This window comes from Polaribacter staleyi (assembly GCF_038024045.1).
GTDB lineage: Bacteria > Bacteroidota > Bacteroidia > Flavobacteriales > Flavobacteriaceae > Polaribacter > Polaribacter butkevichii.
In genome coordinates this window covers 1,082,889-1,099,751 of the sequence record NZ_CP150665.1, presented here as the reverse complement: position 1 = coordinate 1,099,751, position 16,863 = coordinate 1,082,889, and the positions used below count along the sequence as shown (strand labels likewise).

Annotated in this window: 15 protein-coding genes; 1 reads left to right on the top strand and 14 read right to left on the bottom strand. The window is 30.2% G+C overall.

The features are described from left to right. Nucleotides 1-319: 319 nt before the first annotated feature. The 6 genes from WHD07_RS04700 to WHD07_RS04675 form a co-directional block, all read right to left on the bottom strand. Nucleotides 320-2,521, bottom strand: a complete 2,202-nt coding sequence (locus tag WHD07_RS04700; RefSeq protein ID WP_343330267.1) for a M1 family metallopeptidase — start codon at nucleotides 2,519-2,521, stop codon at nucleotides 320-322. Nucleotides 2,522-2,659: 138 nt separating this feature from the next. Continuing rightward, a complete protein-coding gene (locus WHD07_RS04695) occupies nucleotides 2,660-4,789 on the bottom strand; it encodes a M1 family metallopeptidase (RefSeq protein ID WP_343330266.1) in 2,130 nt (709 codons plus the stop codon). 61 nt (nucleotides 4,790-4,850) lie between these two features. After that, nucleotides 4,851-5,348, bottom strand: a complete 498-nt coding sequence (locus WHD07_RS04690) for a DUF6702 family protein (protein WP_343330265.1) — start codon at nucleotides 5,346-5,348, stop codon at nucleotides 4,851-4,853. 29 nt (nucleotides 5,349-5,377) lie between these two features. Next, on the bottom strand, nucleotides 5,378-6,178 hold the full coding sequence (locus WHD07_RS04685; protein WP_343330264.1) for a hypothetical protein: 801 nt from the start codon (nucleotides 6,176-6,178) through the stop codon (nucleotides 5,378-5,380). Nucleotides 6,179-6,189: 11 nt separating this feature from the next. After that, the gene (locus WHD07_RS04680; protein ID WP_343330263.1) at nucleotides 6,190-7,002 is read right to left on the bottom strand and encodes a hypothetical protein; all 813 of its coding nucleotides are present in this window, start codon (nucleotides 7,000-7,002) and stop codon (nucleotides 6,190-6,192) included. Between the two features lie 9 nt (nucleotides 7,003-7,011). Continuing rightward, on the bottom strand, nucleotides 7,012-7,794 hold the full coding sequence (locus WHD07_RS04675) for a carboxypeptidase-like regulatory domain-containing protein (RefSeq protein ID WP_343330262.1): 783 nt from the start codon (nucleotides 7,792-7,794) through the stop codon (nucleotides 7,012-7,014). 95 nt (nucleotides 7,795-7,889) lie between these two features. Between WHD07_RS04675 and pepE the strand changes: the two genes are divergently transcribed. Beyond that, complete coding sequence (pepE, locus tag WHD07_RS04670; protein WP_343330261.1) at nucleotides 7,890-8,591, top strand: dipeptidase PepE; 702 nt, start codon at nucleotides 7,890-7,892, stop codon at nucleotides 8,589-8,591. 5 nt (nucleotides 8,592-8,596) lie between these two features. Here pepE and WHD07_RS04665 read toward each other — a convergent pair whose 3' ends face one another. The 8 genes from WHD07_RS04665 to tpx form a co-directional block, all read right to left on the bottom strand. Further along, the gene (locus tag WHD07_RS04665) at nucleotides 8,597-9,331 is read right to left on the bottom strand and encodes an SDR family oxidoreductase (protein ID WP_343330260.1); all 735 of its coding nucleotides are present in this window, start codon (nucleotides 9,329-9,331) and stop codon (nucleotides 8,597-8,599) included. Between the two features lie 7 nt (nucleotides 9,332-9,338). Next, nucleotides 9,339-9,941, bottom strand: a complete 603-nt coding sequence (locus WHD07_RS04660) for a TetR/AcrR family transcriptional regulator (RefSeq protein WP_343330259.1) — start codon at nucleotides 9,939-9,941, stop codon at nucleotides 9,339-9,341. A 108-nt stretch (nucleotides 9,942-10,049) separates the two neighbouring features. Continuing rightward, the gene (gene ribB, locus WHD07_RS04655; RefSeq protein WP_343330258.1) at nucleotides 10,050-11,195 is read right to left on the bottom strand and encodes a 3,4-dihydroxy-2-butanone-4-phosphate synthase; all 1,146 of its coding nucleotides are present in this window, start codon (nucleotides 11,193-11,195) and stop codon (nucleotides 10,050-10,052) included. A 5-nt stretch (nucleotides 11,196-11,200) separates the two neighbouring features. Beyond that, nucleotides 11,201-12,646, bottom strand: coding sequence for an LptF/LptG family permease (locus WHD07_RS04650; RefSeq protein ID WP_343330257.1), 1,446 nt, complete (start codon nucleotides 12,644-12,646; stop codon nucleotides 11,201-11,203). Nucleotides 12,647-12,708: 62 nt separating this feature from the next. After that, entirely contained in the window at nucleotides 12,709-13,365 is a 657-nt protein-coding gene (locus WHD07_RS04645) for a LolA family protein (protein WP_105049160.1), read from the bottom strand. Nucleotides 13,366-13,402: 37 nt separating this feature from the next. Next, entirely contained in the window at nucleotides 13,403-15,892 is a 2,490-nt protein-coding gene (locus WHD07_RS04640) for an FtsK/SpoIIIE family DNA translocase (protein WP_343330256.1), read from the bottom strand. A 43-nt stretch (nucleotides 15,893-15,935) separates the two neighbouring features. Further along, nucleotides 15,936-16,316 (bottom strand): diacylglycerol kinase family protein, encoded by a 381-nt coding sequence (locus WHD07_RS04635; protein ID WP_105049158.1) that lies wholly within the window; start codon nucleotides 16,314-16,316, stop codon nucleotides 15,936-15,938. 3 nt (nucleotides 16,317-16,319) lie between these two features. Further along, complete coding sequence (tpx, locus tag WHD07_RS04630; RefSeq protein WP_343330255.1) at nucleotides 16,320-16,817, bottom strand: thiol peroxidase; 498 nt, start codon at nucleotides 16,815-16,817, stop codon at nucleotides 16,320-16,322. Nucleotides 16,818-16,863: the final 46 nt, after the last annotated feature.

Here is a 16,863-nt window from a genome sequence, read left to right as displayed (position 1 = left end):
AAGTTAGTTTTTTTAGGGTATATATCATAAGATAAAAGCTTAATTTAAAGCCAAAAAAAGCTAAGAAATCATAATTCTATTTGTAGTCTACTATTAAATTTTTATAATTCTAGAAAAGTAGTAAATGAATGTACATTTTTTGTTGTGCGTAATTTTTTGTTGGTCTTAATAAGAGTAAACGATTCTATTCTGAACGTATTTTAGTGCTTTTAGATGTTGATAATCAGCTGCTTTTAAAGAGTTGTATAAATTAAGAGTGATAAAAAAAGCCTCACAAATATTTGTGAGGCTTTTAGATTAAAGGATACCTATTTATAGTTTATTCTTTTACTCTTTTTTTAAATTTATCAAACTCATTAGATTCTTTCTTTGGCCAACTGTTGTTAGATGTATCTACATCAGCAGTTTCAAAATCAGGATCTACTTGTATGCTTTTAATTTCTTGTGATGAAGCAAATACTCTTTTTACAGAAGTATCATTTTTCATCCAAATTTGAGCAGGAAATGTCTGTTTTTCTTTTGTACCATCAGCATAGGTTAACTCTACAATTAGTGGCATAATTAAACCTCCTGGTTTTTCAAACTCTACGGCATACATATAAGCCGGTATTTCTTTACCTTCTGCATGGGCATCCATTGCTTTTGCGTTGGCATCTTCTTTTTTATCAGTAATATATACTAACTCACCTAAGCCATCAAAATATTGTTTGTATTGTTCTTTTAACTTGGCAACTCTTTCGTTAGGTTTATCTGTTAAATATAATGGTTTTACTGTTTTAATACCTATGTCATTTACATCTGTGGTATAAAACCAACCTCTCCAAAACCAATCTAAATCCATTGCAGAAGCATCTTCCATAGATCTAAAGAAATCTGCAGGAGTAGGGTGTTTAAACATCCATCTTTTAGCGTAAGTTCTAAATGCATGGTCAAATAACTCTGGTCCCATAATTGTTTTACGCAATATAAATAAACCAGCTGCAGGCTTGGTGTATGCATTAGGTCCAAATTGTTTTACATAATCACCTTGAGACATAATAGGAGAGATGTTACTTTGGTCTCCGCTCATATATCTTGTAATTTCTTTTGCAGGGTTATTTGCAAATAAATCATAATCATAACTATATTCTGCTAAAATTTCTACAAATGAATTTAAACCTTCATCCATCCAAGTCCATTGTCTTTCATCAGAATTTACAATCATCGGAAAAAAGTTATGTCCAACTTCGTGTATAATTACACCTAACATTCCTTTTTTAGTTCTGTCAGAATAGGTTCCGTCTGCGTTTGGACGCCCAAAGTTGAAACAAATCATAGGATATTCCATTCCTTGTCTTTGAGAATGTACAGAAATAGCTTTAGGGTAAGGATAATCGAATGTTAATTTAGAGTACTCAATTAAAGTATGTGCCACAGCTCTTGTAGAGTGTTCTTCCCATAACGGATTACCTTCTTTAGGGTATAAAGAAACGGCCATTACTGTTTTACCATTTATTTTGGTTGCCATGGCATCCCAAATATATTTTCTAGAAGATGCAAAAGCAAAATCTCTTACTTTTTCTGCTTTAAATTTCCAGGTTTTAGTTTTTGTAGCACGTCCTTTTTCTGCTTTTTCAGCTTCTGCTTGTGTTACAATTATTACAGGTTTGTCGTAAGATTTTCTTGCTTGTTCCCAACGATTACGTTGCGTTTTTGTTAAAACATTTTTTTCGTTTTGTAAAACACCAGTTGCATCTACAATATGATCTGCAGGTACGGTTAAGTTAACTTCGTAATCTCCAAATTCTAAAGCAAATTCGCTACGTCCCCAGAATTGCATGTTTTGCCATCCTTCTACATTGTTATAAACCGCTAATCTTGGAAAAAATTGAGCAATTGTATAGTTGTTGTTTCCGTCAGGGAATGTTTCTAAACCAGAACGACCACCATCTTTGTTAATGTCGTTAATTTTATAATTCCATTGAATACTAAATTTAAAAGTATCTCCAGAAGCTAATGGTTTAGGTAAATTAATACGCATCATGGTTCTATTGATAAAGTGTGATAATGGCTTACCATTACTTTCTACTTTTTCGATGTTAAAACCAAAGCCTTTGCTTTCTTTCATATACTCTTTTTTAAAGTTCTCTGGAGTAATGAAAGGAGCAGCCCCTGTAGATTTTGCTAAAGGTGTTTTAGAATCATCGGCTCTCATATTTTGATCTAACTGAACCCATAAATATTCTAAAGCATCTTTAGAGTTGTTGTGATATGTAATTTCTTCGCTTCCATAAATTTTGTTGGTACTTTCTTCTAAACGAATGTCCATTACATAATCAACTTTTTGTTGACTATATTGGCTTCCAGGAGCACCTGAAGCAGTATGTTGATCGTTAGGAGTTGCCAAAACATCTTTTAGTTGTCTAAACTTATTTTGGTCTGTGTGTCCTTGTGGACCTTTACTTTCTTCTTTTTTTTCTTGCGCAAAACTAGCTGCTGCAACAAAAAATAAAGAAAACATGAATAAAGAGAGTTTTTTCATTTGTTTTAATTTGGGTTTAATTATCGATAAAATTAGTGATAAGTCTACAAACGTTGGTTAAATGTTAAAAAATTAACAAATTTTTATCAAAAAAAGCGATATCCTTAGGTATCGCTTTTTTTGATAAAAGAACGTTTGTTATCCTTTTATTTTGCTTTTAAATTTTTCGAACTTGTTATTTTGTTCTTTTGGCCAGCTATTGTTAGATGGGTCTACATCTGCCGTTTCTTGGTTAGGATCTATAGTAATTTTAGAAACTTCTTTGTTTGAAGAAAATACTTTGGTAATTTCTTGATCATTATATCTCCATATTTGTGCAGGATATACTTTTCTTTCTGTTGTACCGTCTGTATAACTAAATTGCACAATAATTGGCATTACTAATCCACCTGGTTTATTATAGGTAATTTCGTAGTAGAATTTAGATTTTTTACTTTTCGCTTTACTAAATGCTAGTCCTTCTGTTGTGTCTTCTATAAAATCTACGTTTTCTCCATTTGCTTTTGTATAGTATTTTTTTACACCTTTAATACCGATGTCGGTTACATCTGTAGTGTAAAACCATCCTCTCCAAAACCAATCTAAATCTACACCAGAGGCATCTTCCATTGTTCTAAAAAAATCTGCAGGAGTTGGGTGTTTAAACATCCAACGTTGTGCATAAGTTCTAAAAGCATGGTCAAACAATTCTTTACCCATTATAGTTTCTCTTAAAATCCATAATGCAGTGGCAGGTTTACCGTAAGCGTTGTTACCAAATTCATACACATGATCTCCTTTAGACATAATTGGAGCAATCTTAGATTGATCGCCAGCCATATATTTTACAATATTTTTAGGATATCCTCTAGTAATAGGGAAATCTTTATCATACGCTAATTCTGCTTGCATTTCTACATAAGAATTTAAACCTTCGTCCATCCAAGTCCATTGTCTTTCATCAGAATTTACAATCATTGGAAAAAAGTTATGTCCAACTTCATGAATCGTTACTTTTATCATTCTGTATTTTACTCTATCAGAATAGGTACCGTCTGCATCTGGTCTTCCTGGGTTAAAACAAATTTGTGGGTATTCCATTCCCATTTGTCCATCAACAGAAATTGCTTTGTGATACGGATAATCAAATGTATATTTAGAATATGTTTTTAAGGTTTGTGCAACTGCTCTTGTAGAATGCTCTCCATATAAAGGATTCGCTTCTTTAGAATATAAAGAATATGCCATTACCGTTTTACCATTAATATCTACTGCCATGGCATCCCAAATAAACTTTCTTGAAGTTGCAAACGCGTAATCACGCACGTTTTTAGCAATAAATTTCCAAGTTTTAGTTTCTTTAGATTTACTTTTTTCAATTTTAGTTGCTTCTTTTTGAGTACGAATAACAACAGGATTGTCAAAAGTTTTTCTAGCTTTTGCTAATCTTTTTAATTCTGTTTTTGAAAAAACATCATTTTCGTTTTGTAAAACTCCCGTTGCACCTAACATGTGGTCTTTGGGAGTTGTAATATTTACCGTAAAATCTCCAAATTCTAAAGCAAATTCGCTTCTTCCCCAAAACTGACCGTTTTGCCATCCTTCTACATTATCATATACACACAATCTTGGATAAAACTGTGCAATTACATAATTGTTATTGTCATTTTCTGTAAAATGTTCAAATCCAGAACGACCACCTTGTGTTCTGTGGTTATTAATATTGTACCACCAATTTATTTTAAAAGAAAAAGTTTCTCCAGAAGCCAAAGGTTTTGGTAAGTTAATACGCATCATTGTTTGGTTAATGGTATGAGATAAGTTGCTACCGTTTGTGTTTGTTACACTTGTAATTTTAAAACCACCATCAAAAGGTTCAGAATCATAAGTACTCTCAAACTGGGTTTTACTAATGCTTTTAGCAATTTTATTAGGTTGAATATCTGGCGTTTTAGAATCTTTAGCCCTCATATTTTGGTCTAATTGTACCCATAAATATGATAAATCATCTTTAGAGTTGTTATGATAGGTAATGGTTTCTTTACCTGTTATTTTTTGATTTTCATCATCTAAAACAATATCCATTACATAATCTACCTTTTGCTGCGTGTAATTTACACCTGGAGCACCAGAAGCTGTTCTTTGGCTATTTGGGGTAGCTAGTTCGTCTTTAAGTTGTTTAAATTTGTTTTGATTTGTGTGCCCCTGTTTTGTAATGTTTTGTTCTTGAGCATACATGGTTGTCCCAATAAAAAACAGCGTAAGTAAGAGTAAAGTAATTTTTTTCATTTGTACCTGAGTTGAATTAGCGTACAAATTAAGGATAAGTAGTTAAAAAAGTTAAAAAGAGTTAAAATTTTAACAAACCTTTATCATTTTTAGCGTTTAACAAAATACTTTTGTGTTTTTTACCCACTTTAGACTTTATTAAATTTTGTTGTTGAGGAAAATGTGTTGTAAGTATTTTATTTGAAATTTCTATGGTATTTACTCCAGTAACATCTTCTATTTCTAGATAGAAATAAACTAAATCACCATCGTACTCTTTACCAATGTAATTAAAGGTTTTAGAAACGTCATCAATTTTTAAATGTAATTTTTGATTTAGATATTTCTTAAAATAAACATCATTATCTTTTAATTCTTTTTTGGTATCTAATTGTAAATCGATATTGTAATCTTTGTTTAAGGCAGTCTCTATATCATCAATAAAAACATTTATAGTTATTTGTACTGTATGTAATTCGCTTCTATATTCTATTTGTGTTAAGCTCAAATAGTACTTGTGAGCAGAGAAGGAGAGAAGGGGAATTATAAATAAAAGTAAAATAGTTTTTTTAGTATTCATGAGGATGATAAAACAATTATTGCGCCAAATTACTCTTTTTTTATGATTTTTAAATAAGGAACACTTTCTTTCTGAAAGATTTTTATAAGTTCTAATATCTTATTTTCTTTATGTAATTCTTCTACACCCAAAGGATTACAGTATTCTAAAAAATGGAAGTAATGATCTACTGGGATTTTTAATTTTTCGAAAAAGAATTTTTCACCTAATTCTGACATTATTTTATACGGAAATTGTTTTTTACGTTCTAATTTTTTACGCAATGCCCATAAACGTTCAGAATCACGAAAAGGAATTTTAGCACCAGCTCCTGCGCCTCCAAAGGAATTAGGTACGGTGTTTACAATAGGTGGTTTTGCTTTAACAACGGCATCAATTGTAGGGTCTTTTTGTTTAAAATTGATGTTAGAAAAATCTAATACCTTGCTTAATAAAGAGTCTTTTCTACTTCTAGGAACTCCTTTTAAATCTGCAGTTAATCTGCCCATTAAATCATTTCGTTTTAAATCGAATGCATCTAAAACATAAGTGTTTTGTTTAAGTGTAATAGTTATCGATTTTAAATCTTTAATTGTTTTGGTAATCTTTATTTTTTTGGTAATGTGTTGTATTGTTGAGACTTGTAAAGAATCTCCTTCTGAAACAAAAATTCTAAATCGGCCATCATCCGAAGAAAAAGTACCTTGGTTTGTTTGTATGTTAATGATATTTGCATTTTTAACAATGCCCAAAGAATCTATAACTTTACCAGATAGTAATATTTTTGTTTCTTGTGATAGAGTAGTAAACGTTACAAAAAACACGAAAATTGTAAGTAGTTTTTTTACCATGTCAGATAGGTTTATTCTTCGTTTAAAGTTTCTAAGTAAGATGCGCTTTCTTGTTGAAATATTTCTATAATCTTTAAAAGTCTATTTTCGGCATACATTTTTTCAATACCAAAAGGTAAACAATATTCTATAAAATGAAAGTATTTTTCTTTAGGAATTTTTAATTTATTAAAGAAAAAATGGTCACCAAATTCCACCAATATTTTATTTTTAAATACTTTTTTACGATCAAATTCTTTATCTCTAGATTGTGTTTTTTCAAACTTTTTAGAAGAAAATAAACCACCTATAATTCCGCCTACATTAAGTCCAGAATACGAATTAGCAACCGTGTTTACTACTTTAGAACTTGCTCTATTATTAGCATCAATTCTATGGTCTTTTAAAGAGAAATCTACATTAGAAAAATCCATATTACTTTTTAATAACGCAATTTTTTCGTTTTTCGGTACAGATTTAATATCAACAGCTAACTGCCCAATTAAGTGGTTTCGTTTTAATTCAAATTCATCTAAAACATAAGTATTTTGTTTTAAAGGAACAATTAACGCTTTATTTATGATTGTTTTTTTGTTAATTATGATTGTTTTGGTGCTGTATTGTATGTTTGAAATTTGTATAGAATCGCCTTCTGAAACATAGATTTGAAAACGGCCATCATCAAAAGAAAAAGTACCTTGTTTTGTTTTTAGGTTGATGATATTTGCATTTTTAACAATACCAATAGAGTCTATAACTCTACCCGAAATTAATGTTTTATCTTCTTGAGAAAAAGCAGTAAATGATAAAAAAAATAAAAGTAATTGAAGTAGTTTTTTTTCCATTTACGAGTATTAATGGTTGGTTAAATAGATGTCTTCTTCCATTATTCTGTGAGGAAATAGTCTACTTTCTTTTATTAATAGTTTGATGACATCTAATTTGTTATCCCTTTTAAAAATACGAATTATATTTTTATCAATACAATCATTTAAAAACTGATTGATATAAAGTTTCTTGATTTTTAAATCAGTAATAAAAAAATCATCCGTAAAATGTTTTCTAATTTTTTCGAGTTCACTATCTTCTAACGCCATCTCTTTCATTTGTTTTTCTCTTCTGTGGCTTCCGTTTAAAGCACATATTAAATTATCTAAACTGATGGCAGCTCCAGAACTAAAACTAACGATAGATTTATCTTTCTTAGCAAAAGTATTTGCATATGGCAGGTTTAATTTCTTTGCATTTACAACAGGGCCACTATAATTTGTTATTTCTGGATCTTGATAAAAAATACTTCGTTGTTTTTCTAAAACCATCTCTTTTAAAACAACCGTTTTTTCTTCTAAAGAAATGTTTATTTTTTGATTTACAATTGTTTTATCTGTGATGATAATAACTTTGTCTTGATATTGTAAATGTGAGAAAAATAAGGTATCACCAAGACGAACAGGAATTTTGAAAATACCATTATCATTACTAATTGTACCAATTTTTGTATGTTGATTGATAATATGTACATTAACAATAGGCAAACTATCTAACACCATTTTACCTGATATGATTTTTCTTTTTTCTTGTGCGTTTAAGAAATTTAGACACATAAAAAGAGTTAGAAAAGTAAGTATTTGTTTCATTATTACAAAGAAAGGAGGATTGGGTCTTAAAACTCTATTAAGAGAATTGTAAACTTGTGTTAAAAAGGATGGTTTAAAATTCTTATTTTTGATGTATGAAAAAAATGATTATTGCAAGTACATCTACAGTGCATGGAAGTAAATATTTAGCATATTTATTACCTACTTTAAAGAAGCATTTTACTGGAGTAAAAGAATTGTTATTTATACCGTATGCTAGACCAAGTGGAATTTCTTACGACGAATACACTGCAATAGCTAAAAAAGCCTTTTCAGAGATAAATATTGATGTAAAAGGGATTCATGAATTTGAGAATGCAAAAGAAGCTGTTAATAATGCATCAGCAATTTTTACAGGAGGAGGAAATACGTTTGAATTAGTAAATCAATTGTATAAAAATGATGTTTTGACTACTTTAAAAGAAGTGATTGAAAACGGAACACCTTATTTAGGTACAAGTGCTGGAAGTAATATTTGTGGGGTTAATATGAAAAACACCAATGACATGCCTATTGTGTATCCGCCAAGTTTTACCACCTTAGGTTGTATTAATTTTAATATCAATGCCCATTATTTAGATCCTATTGATGGTTCTACACATATGGGAGAAACCAGAGAAACGCGCATTAAAGAATTTCATGTGTTTAATGAAACTCCAGTTTTAGGTTTGCGTGAGGGAAGTTGGTTAGAGGTTGATAATGATGCTGTTTTTTTAAGAGGAAAATTGACTGCTCGTTTGTTTAAAAGAAACGAACAGCCAATTGAATTAATAAGCGGGGATTTATTAAAATTTTAAATAGACTAAACCATAGCTCCGTTTGCGCCAATAACTTGACCAGAAACCCATTTAGAATCATCATTGGCTAAAAATAAAACAACACGAGCAATATCTATAGGTTTTGCTAATCTGTTAAAAGCATTCATACCACTAAGTGTTTTTATGAATTCTGGCGATTTACCTGTTAAAAATAATTCGGTTTCTGTTGGGCCAGGAGCAAGGGCGTTTACCGAAATTCCTCTACCAATTTCTTTAGAAAATACACGTGTTATTTGCTCTACAGCCGCTTTTGTGGCAGAGTAAATAGCGTAAGTGGGTAACATTAGTTTTACGGTACTCGATGAGATGTTAATTATATTACCATTATCTGCAAGTTTACTTTCTGCTTCTTGTAATGTATTGTATACGCCTTTAACATTTACATTAAAATGATGGTCAAAATCATTTTCTGTAATGTCTTTCAGTTTTTTAGAATTCATAACACCAGCATTGTTAACTAAAACGTCTACTTTGCCGTAGAGCTCAATTGTTTTATCGAACAAATGTGTTACTTCTTTCCTTTTACTAACATCGGCCTTTATGGCAAAAGCAGAACCACCTCTATTAATGATGATATTTACGGTTTCATTGGCTTCTGTTTCACTATTGGCATAGTTTACAATTACTTTAGCATTATTTTCTGCTAAGAGTATAGCTATTTCTTTCCCAATTCCTTTTGATGATCCCGTTACAATTACAACTTTGTCTGCTAGTTTCATAATTTGTTTATGCTTTTATTTGGTTAATGTATAAGGATAAACCTAGAATATATTCCTCTATAATTTCATCATTATCATATAGTTTTCGTATTCCTCTGATGCCTTCAAAAGCACTGATTAAATAAACAGCGGTAGCCTCACTAGAAATAGCATTTTTAATAGTTTTTTGTTCTTTTCCTTTTTCAATTAACTGAACTATTGCAGATTTCCAATCTTCAATAATACTTTTTAGTGCCAATTGATAAATTTTGTCTGAGTTTCCAATTTCATTGATTAAATTATTCATTGGGCAACCTTGTTGTTTTTCTTCTATCGGAAAAGATTTAATTCTATCTAAAAAAGTAGATTTTAGAATCTCTATTGCATTACCATTGGTAAAAAGAGGAGAAATCATACCTTCATAAACTCTTTTTTGTAGTTTTAACTTAATTACATCTAAACCTAATTCTCTTTTGTTTTTATAATGGTAATAAAAAGCACCTTTTGTAAGCTTTGTCTTTAGCATTATTTTATCTACACTGGTTGTTTTAAAACCATCTTTATAGAATAGTTTAAAAGACTCATTAAGAATTAATTGCTTGGTAAATTCAGATTTTTGCTTTTGTAACATTTTCAAAGTTAATAAAAAATACCAAGTAGTATGTTTTATTAACTTTGTTTAACATTTTTGATATTGTAATTTTAAAAAACAGTAATTTGATAAATAGGGAATAAGGTCTTAGTAGCCTACGTAATCTACAATTTCTAAACCATAACCGATCATACCTACACGTTTTGTTTGTTGTGTATTGGTAATTAGTTTTAATTTTCGGATGTTTAAATCGTGTAAAATTTGAGCTCCAATTCCAAAATCTTTATTATCCATTTTAATTTCTGGCGCTTTCATTTCTCCGTTTAACTGATTTATTTTTAAGCCAGCCAATCTACTTAATAAGTTTTGAGATTGATTTTGTTGATTTACAAAAATAATAGCACCTTTTCCTTCTTCATTAATCACCTGAAACATTTTATCTAGCTTCTTATCAGCATCATTTGTTAAGGTTCCTAAAATATCATTATTTACTAAAGTAGAATTTACTCTTGTAAGAATTGGTTCGTCTTTAGTCCAAGCCCCTTTTGTAAGAGAAATATGTACTTGATTATTTGTTGTTTGTTGGTATGCTCTTAATCTAAATTCGCCAAATCTAGTTTTTATTTCAAAATCTTCTTTGATCTCAATTAAAGAATCATGTTCCATTCTATAGGCAATTAAATCTTCTATAGAAACAATCTTAATATCTAGTTTTTTAGCTACTTCTAAAAGTTGAGGTAGACGTGCCATTGTTCCATCCTCATTCATAATTTCTACAATAACACCTGCTGGTTGTAAACCTGCTAAACGAGCAAAGTCTATTGCAGCTTCTGTATGCCCCGTTCTTCTTAAAACACCGCCTTCTTTTGCTATTAAAGGAAAAATATGACCAGGTCTTGCTAAATCGAAAGGTTTTGTATCTTTATCTACCAAAGCTTTTATAGTTAAAGCTCTATCTCCTGCAGAAATACCAGTTGTAACACCTTTACCACGTAGATCTACAGAAACTGTAAAAGCCGTTTCCATAGGGTCTGTGTTGTTGTTAACCATAACATGTAAGTCTAGTTCTTTACAACGAGTTTCTGTTAAAGGAGCACATATTAACCCTCTACCATGAGTAGCCATAAAGTTAATCATCTCTGGGGTTACTTTTTCTGCTGCAGCTAAAAAATCACCTTCGTTTTCTCTATTTTCATCATCTACAACAATAATTATCTTACCATTTCTAATATCTTCAATTGCTTCAGAAATTGAGTTTAATTGCGTAGTTGTTTTAGTATTTTGAACTGTCATAATAGTTATGCTTCTTTTTTTGAAAATATTTTTTTAAAGAAATTAATAATAGGTTGCGTAATAGCATCTACATTAAAAATTCCTTTGTCTTTTGTAGCTCTTCTTGTTAATAGGATGGCTATTGGAACCATAATAAAAGCAGCTATCCAAGAGCCTAAAAATGATGAAATAGAACTTTCTTCTGCTAAGTTTTTACCAAAGGTATTACTAAAGAAATAGGTTACGTAAATAGCTATTGCAAGAATCATGGGTAAACCAAAACCTCCTTTTCTAATAATAGAACCTAAAGGTGCGCCTATAAAAAATAAAATTAGACAAGAAAGTGAAAATGCAATTCTATTATAATATTCTGTATCAAAGAAATTAAGATTTTTTCTTTTGTATTTAATAGAACTCATATTGTTTTTTATAGAACTTAATGCTCTACCTGCTTTTGTAGAAGCAGAATTTAGAATATTAATTTTGGCTTGTAAATCAAAATTTGCTAAAATATCAATATCAATGTTTTCTGTTTTTAATGAATCTGGATATTGGTATAAATCCCTTGCAACAGTTGTTGCGTATAAGTTTTTAGATTTAAGTAATAACACTTCATCGTAGCTTGCTTTTAAATCTGGAATTGTGTCTCCTAGTTGATTTAAACTAAGCATCATAAAGTTCTTGGTATGATTTGTTTTATCTAAGTCGCCTTCTCCTGTTACAGATGAAATATCAATGTTAAATTCATATTCTTTAAAGGTAGCATTAGATGCTGCCATTTTTTTTATTTGCAGATTTGTTCTTGCAGATTTTACATGCTCTTGATAATAAAAACCATCGTACAAAACAAAGGTCATGTATCTACTTCCTTCTTCAGAGATAATTTTACCTCTTTCTGCTGTAATAACTTTTTGGTTTCCTTTACCTTCTGATAAATCGTAGATTAATACTTTTCTAAGTAAGTTTTCATCTTCACCATATTTTTCATCAAACTTAATTTGAAATCCTGGAATATCACTATTAAAACTTCCCGGAACCAATGCTAGTGCAGGTTTTTTCTTTTTAATATTTAAATATAAATTCTTTTGCTTTAGTACAGCATAAGGATAAATGTTGTTTAGAAATAAAAAATTTATACCACTAAGAATTATGGTTAAGAAAACCAATGGCCTTACTAATCTTTGTAAAGAAATACCAGCAGATTTTGCAGCGGCAAACTCGTAGTTTTCTCCTAAATTACCTAAGGCCATGATAGAAGATAAAAGTACGCCAATTGGCAATGCTTGCGGGGTTATAATTAAGGTAGAGTAATATAGAAATTTTAAAATAAAAGGCAAGCTAATACCTTTACCAGCTATGTTTTCGAAGGTTTGCCATAAAACTTGCATCACCAAAACAAAAAGCACAATTAGAAATGTAGCTACAAAAGGTACTAAAAATGTTTTTAGGATGTATTTATCTAAAATTTTCATCTCGACAAAAGTAGTTTCTTAAGATGAAAGAAGCTACTAATTTTCTGTTAATTGGACAATTATTAATCTATTGAAAAATGTAGCTTTTTGTATTTTTCTTCATCAAAAGAGAAAAAACTGCTAGATAAAGTTTGATTACTTTTAAATTCTGTAATTGTAAATGTAGTTTTAGAACCATTAGAACCTGTTTGAATTAGCTTATAAATATGCTTTGTTTTAGCATCTATAGCCAACTCTACTTTTACTATGTCAGAAGCGCTATCTATTGGGCTTAAGGTGATTAATTGAATTTTTCTGCCGTTTAAATTTTTTAATTCTCCCATTTCAAAATTGTAACCTTCTTTGTAAAAAGTTAATAATTTAGAAGGGTAAATAAAACCATCATCTCCACCCATATCACCTTCTGTAATGGTGACTTCTTTTTCATCATTGTTAATTACGTATAGTTTTTTTCCGTCAAAAATAAATCTATTTCCTAAGTAATTAAGGCTGTATTTTTCCCCTTGGAGTGTAATTTGTCCTCTAATTGGTGGTTCATCACCTTCCATAATACCTGCATCTTCATTACTTAAGGTTTGGCTAAAACTTATAGACATATTTTTATAAGCTCCCATTTTGGAAGAAACTTCGTCTAAAAGAGATTTTGCTTGGTCTGCATTTTGAGAAAAAGTAATGGTTGTTAAAAATAAACTTAAAAATAAGATTCCTATTTTTTTCATAATTCTATTTCTTGTCATCCCGATTTTAGTCGAGAAACTATTGATTTTTTTCGTTTTCTAATAATTGTTCTAAGGCTATAAAATCGGGTACTAAAACTTGTCTGGCTTTGCTTCCTTCAAAACCACCAACAATACCAGCAGCTTCTAATTGGTCTATCAATCTACCTGCTCTATTATATCCTAATTTTAATTTTCTTTGCAATAAAGAAGCAGATCCTTGTTGTGCTGTAACAATAATTTCCGCAGCATCTTTAAAGAGCTTATCTCTATCGGAGATATCTATATCAAGACTCGTGCCACTTTCATCATCTACATATTCTGGTAATTGGTATGCTTCTGCATAGGCTTTTTGTGACCCAATAAAATCGGTAATTTTTTCGACTTCAGGTGTGTCTACAAAGGCACATTGAATTCTTTTAATTTCGTTTCCTGCAGTATATAATAAATCTCCACGTCCAATTAATTGGTCTGCACCACCTGCATCTAAGATGGTTCTGGAATCTATTTTAGAGGTAACTCTAAAAGCAATTCTTGCAGGGAAATTTGCTTTAATAATACCTGTAATTACGTTTACAGAAGGTCTTTGTGTTGCTACAATTAAATGAATACCAATGGCTCTTGCAAGTTGCGCTAATCTTGCAATTGGCGTTTCTACTTCTTTACCAGCGGTCATAATTAAATCGGCAAATTCATCAATAACCAAAACAATATATGGTAAAAATTGATGTCCATCATTAGGATTTAATTTACGCTGCTTAAATTTAACATTGTATTCTTTAATATTACGTACCATTGCCGCTTTTAGCAAATCGTAACGGTTATCCATTTCTATACACAAAGAATTTAAAGTGTGTACAACTTTGGTGGTATCTGTAATAATAGCATCTTCTACATCGGGCAGTTTTGCTAAGTAATGACGTTCTATTTTATTGAATAAAGTTAACTCTACTTTCTTTGGATCGACTAAAATAAACTTTACTTCTGCAGGATGTTTTTTATATAAAAGTGATGTTAAAACTGCATTTAAACCAACCGATTTTCCTTGCCCTGTGGCACCTGCCATTAATAAGTGAGGCATTTTTGCTAAATCAACTACAAAGGTTTCATTAGAAATTGTTTTACCTAAAGCAATTGGCAACTCCATAGTAGATTCTTGAAATTTCTTTGATGAAATAACAGAATGCATAGAAACTATGGTCGATTTTTTGTTAGGTACTTCTATACCAATAGTTCCTTTACCTGGAATAGGAGCAATAATTCTAATACCTAAAGCAGATAAAGAAAGCGCAATATCATCTTCTAAATTTTTAATTTTAGAAATTCTAATTCCGGCTTCTGGTACAATCTCGTACAATGTAATTGTTGGTCCTACAGTTGCTTTTATTTCTGCAATACCAATTTTGTAGTTTTTTAAGGTTTCTACAATTCTATCTTTGTTAGCTTCTAGCTCTTCCGGATCAATAGAAATAGATTCGTTATATTGTTTTAAAAGATTAAAAGTTGGAAATTTAAAGTTGCCTAACTCTAGAGTAGGATCAAATTCACCGAAATCTTTTACCAATTGATTGGCTAAATTTTCTGTAGAGTGTTCTTCATCTCTACCAATAGCTACATCAATTTCAACATCCATTTCTGTACCTTCTTCAATTCCCTTTTCTTCTTCTTTGGCAACTTCTGTTTTTAATACAGGACCCGATTTTTTTTCTACATTTAAAGTAATTTCTTCTTTTTTTGTAGTTACCTCAGAATGTTTAGAAATAGTTGGCTGTAAATTTTCTAATGAAAGCTCAACATCAGATTTTTCTTTTTTATCTGTTTTTAAAGAGATCGTTGCTGTTTCTTCTGATGCTTTAACAGGTGGTTTTTCTATAATTTTTTCTTCTGTTAAAGTTTCATTTTCTATAAGTGCTTGCGCTTTTCTTTCTTCTCTTTTTATTTTTAAATTTTCTATATGCTTATCAAAAGTTACTTTGTAGCGTACCACTAAATAGGTAATCAATAAAAATGTTAATAGTATTACTAAACCTGTATTACCAATAAAAGCATGTAAATACTCATTAATTTCAAAACCAACAATACCAGATAGAATCGCATAATTATCATGTACAAAACCCAAAGAAATAGAAATCCATAACATGGCAATAAGACCCCAGTTCCAAGAAATAATTATAGCAGCTAATTTCTTTTTAACAAGAATGTAAGAGCCTGTTAGAAATATTTGAAAAGCAATTATAAAAGCGGCAATACCAAAACCTTTGTAAATAAAAAAGTTACTTAAACTGGCGCCGATTTTACCTAATAAATTTTTACTTCTAACCGTTTTATTTGCCAATTCTGTAAGTGCACTTTGATCTTCTTGCCAATTAAAGAAAAAAGAAATAAAAGCAATACAAAGAAAGGCTGAAAATAAAATTAAGAAGGTACCTAAAATTGTTTGTGCCTGTCTAGATTTAAAAAAGGCAAAAATATTCGGTTTATTTTCCGAAGAATTTAAGGGTGTTTTTGTGCTTGTTTTCCTTTTAGTCATTAATAATTTTTGGTAGTTTTTAGCAGTAAATATACGTATTTACCTAAAATAATAAGGCTATTTTAGGAAGGTATATAAAGCCCGCAACAATTAATGAAGTAAAAGCTGCAAAACTTGGTGCGCCTGCAGCTATATCTTTTATAAAACCTATTTTTTCATGATAATCTGGATGTACAAAATCTGCTACTTTTTCTATAGCAGTGTTTAAAGCTTCGGCTACTAAAACGAGCCCAATTACTATAAACTGAAACATCCATTCTACATTAGATATCTTAAAATAAAAACCTAAAATAGTAGCAAGCACAGCAATAAAAAGTTGCGCTTTAATGCTATCTTCGGTAGTCATTAAAAGCCACATTCCTCTCAATGCAAACTTAAAACTACGAAGTCTTCCTCTTAAAAAGCTATCATTAGGATTCTTCATAGACTAAATTGCGTTTAAAGCAGCTGTATAATTAGGTTCGTTAACAATTTCAGAAACTTGTTCTGTGTAAACTACGTTTGCATTTTCGTCAAGAATAACAATTGCTCTAGAATGTAAATGAGCTAAGGGACCATCTGCAATTTCTAATTGGTATGATTTACCAAAGTTTCCGTCTGCAAAATCAGATAACATTACTACATTATCAATTCCTTCTGCACCACAAAAACGAGCTTGAGCAAATGGTAAGTCTTTAGAAATACATAAAACAACAGTGTTTTCTAAATCGGCTGCTTTTTTGTTAAATTCTCTAACAGAAGTAGCACAAGTACCTGTGTCTACACTTGGAAAAATATTTAAAATTACTTTTTTACCAGAGAAATCTGATAAACTTTTTTGAGATAAATCTACTGCAATTAACTTAAATTCAGAAGCTTTAGTTCCTACTTTTGGTAAATTACCTATTGTGTTTATTGTGTTTCCTTTTAATGTGATATTTGCCATTTTAGTATGTTTTTTTGGAATTTCAAAAGTAACTATTTTTATTCAT

Coding starts and splice junctions, on each gene's coding strand:
- WHD07_RS04700 (WP_343330267.1), bottom strand. CDS start 2,521: ATGAAAAAACTCTCTTTATTCATGTTTTCTTTATTTTTTGTTGCAGCA.
- WHD07_RS04695 (WP_343330266.1), bottom strand. CDS start 4,789: ATGAAAAAAATTACTTTACTCTTACTTACGCTGTTTTTTATTGGGACA.
- WHD07_RS04690 (WP_343330265.1), bottom strand. CDS start 5,348: ATGAATACTAAAAAAACTATTTTACTTTTATTTATAATTCCCCTTCTC.
- WHD07_RS04685 (WP_343330264.1), bottom strand. CDS start 6,178: ATGGTAAAAAAACTACTTACAATTTTCGTGTTTTTTGTAACGTTTACT.
- WHD07_RS04680 (WP_343330263.1), bottom strand. CDS start 7,002: ATGGAAAAAAAACTACTTCAATTACTTTTATTTTTTTTATCATTTACT.
- WHD07_RS04675 (WP_343330262.1), bottom strand. CDS start 7,794: ATGAAACAAATACTTACTTTTCTAACTCTTTTTATGTGTCTAAATTTC.
- pepE (WP_343330261.1), top strand. CDS start 7,890: ATGAAAAAAATGATTATTGCAAGTACATCTACAGTGCATGGAAGTAAA.
- WHD07_RS04665 (WP_343330260.1), bottom strand. CDS start 9,331: ATGAAACTAGCAGACAAAGTTGTAATTGTAACGGGATCATCAAAAGGA.
- WHD07_RS04660 (WP_343330259.1), bottom strand. CDS start 9,941: ATGTTACAAAAGCAAAAATCTGAATTTACCAAGCAATTAATTCTTAAT.
- ribB (WP_343330258.1), bottom strand. CDS start 11,195: ATGACAGTTCAAAATACTAAAACAACTACGCAATTAAACTCAATTTCT.
- WHD07_RS04650 (WP_343330257.1), bottom strand. CDS start 12,646: ATGAAAATTTTAGATAAATACATCCTAAAAACATTTTTAGTACCTTTT.
- WHD07_RS04645 (WP_105049160.1), bottom strand. CDS start 13,365: ATGAAAAAAATAGGAATCTTATTTTTAAGTTTATTTTTAACAACCATT.
- WHD07_RS04640 (WP_343330256.1), bottom strand. CDS start 15,892: ATGACTAAAAGGAAAACAAGCACAAAAACACCCTTAAATTCTTCGGAA.
- WHD07_RS04635 (WP_105049158.1), bottom strand. CDS start 16,316: ATGAAGAATCCTAATGATAGCTTTTTAAGAGGAAGACTTCGTAGTTTT.
- tpx (WP_343330255.1), bottom strand. CDS start 16,817: ATGGCAAATATCACATTAAAAGGAAACACAATAAACACAATAGGTAAT.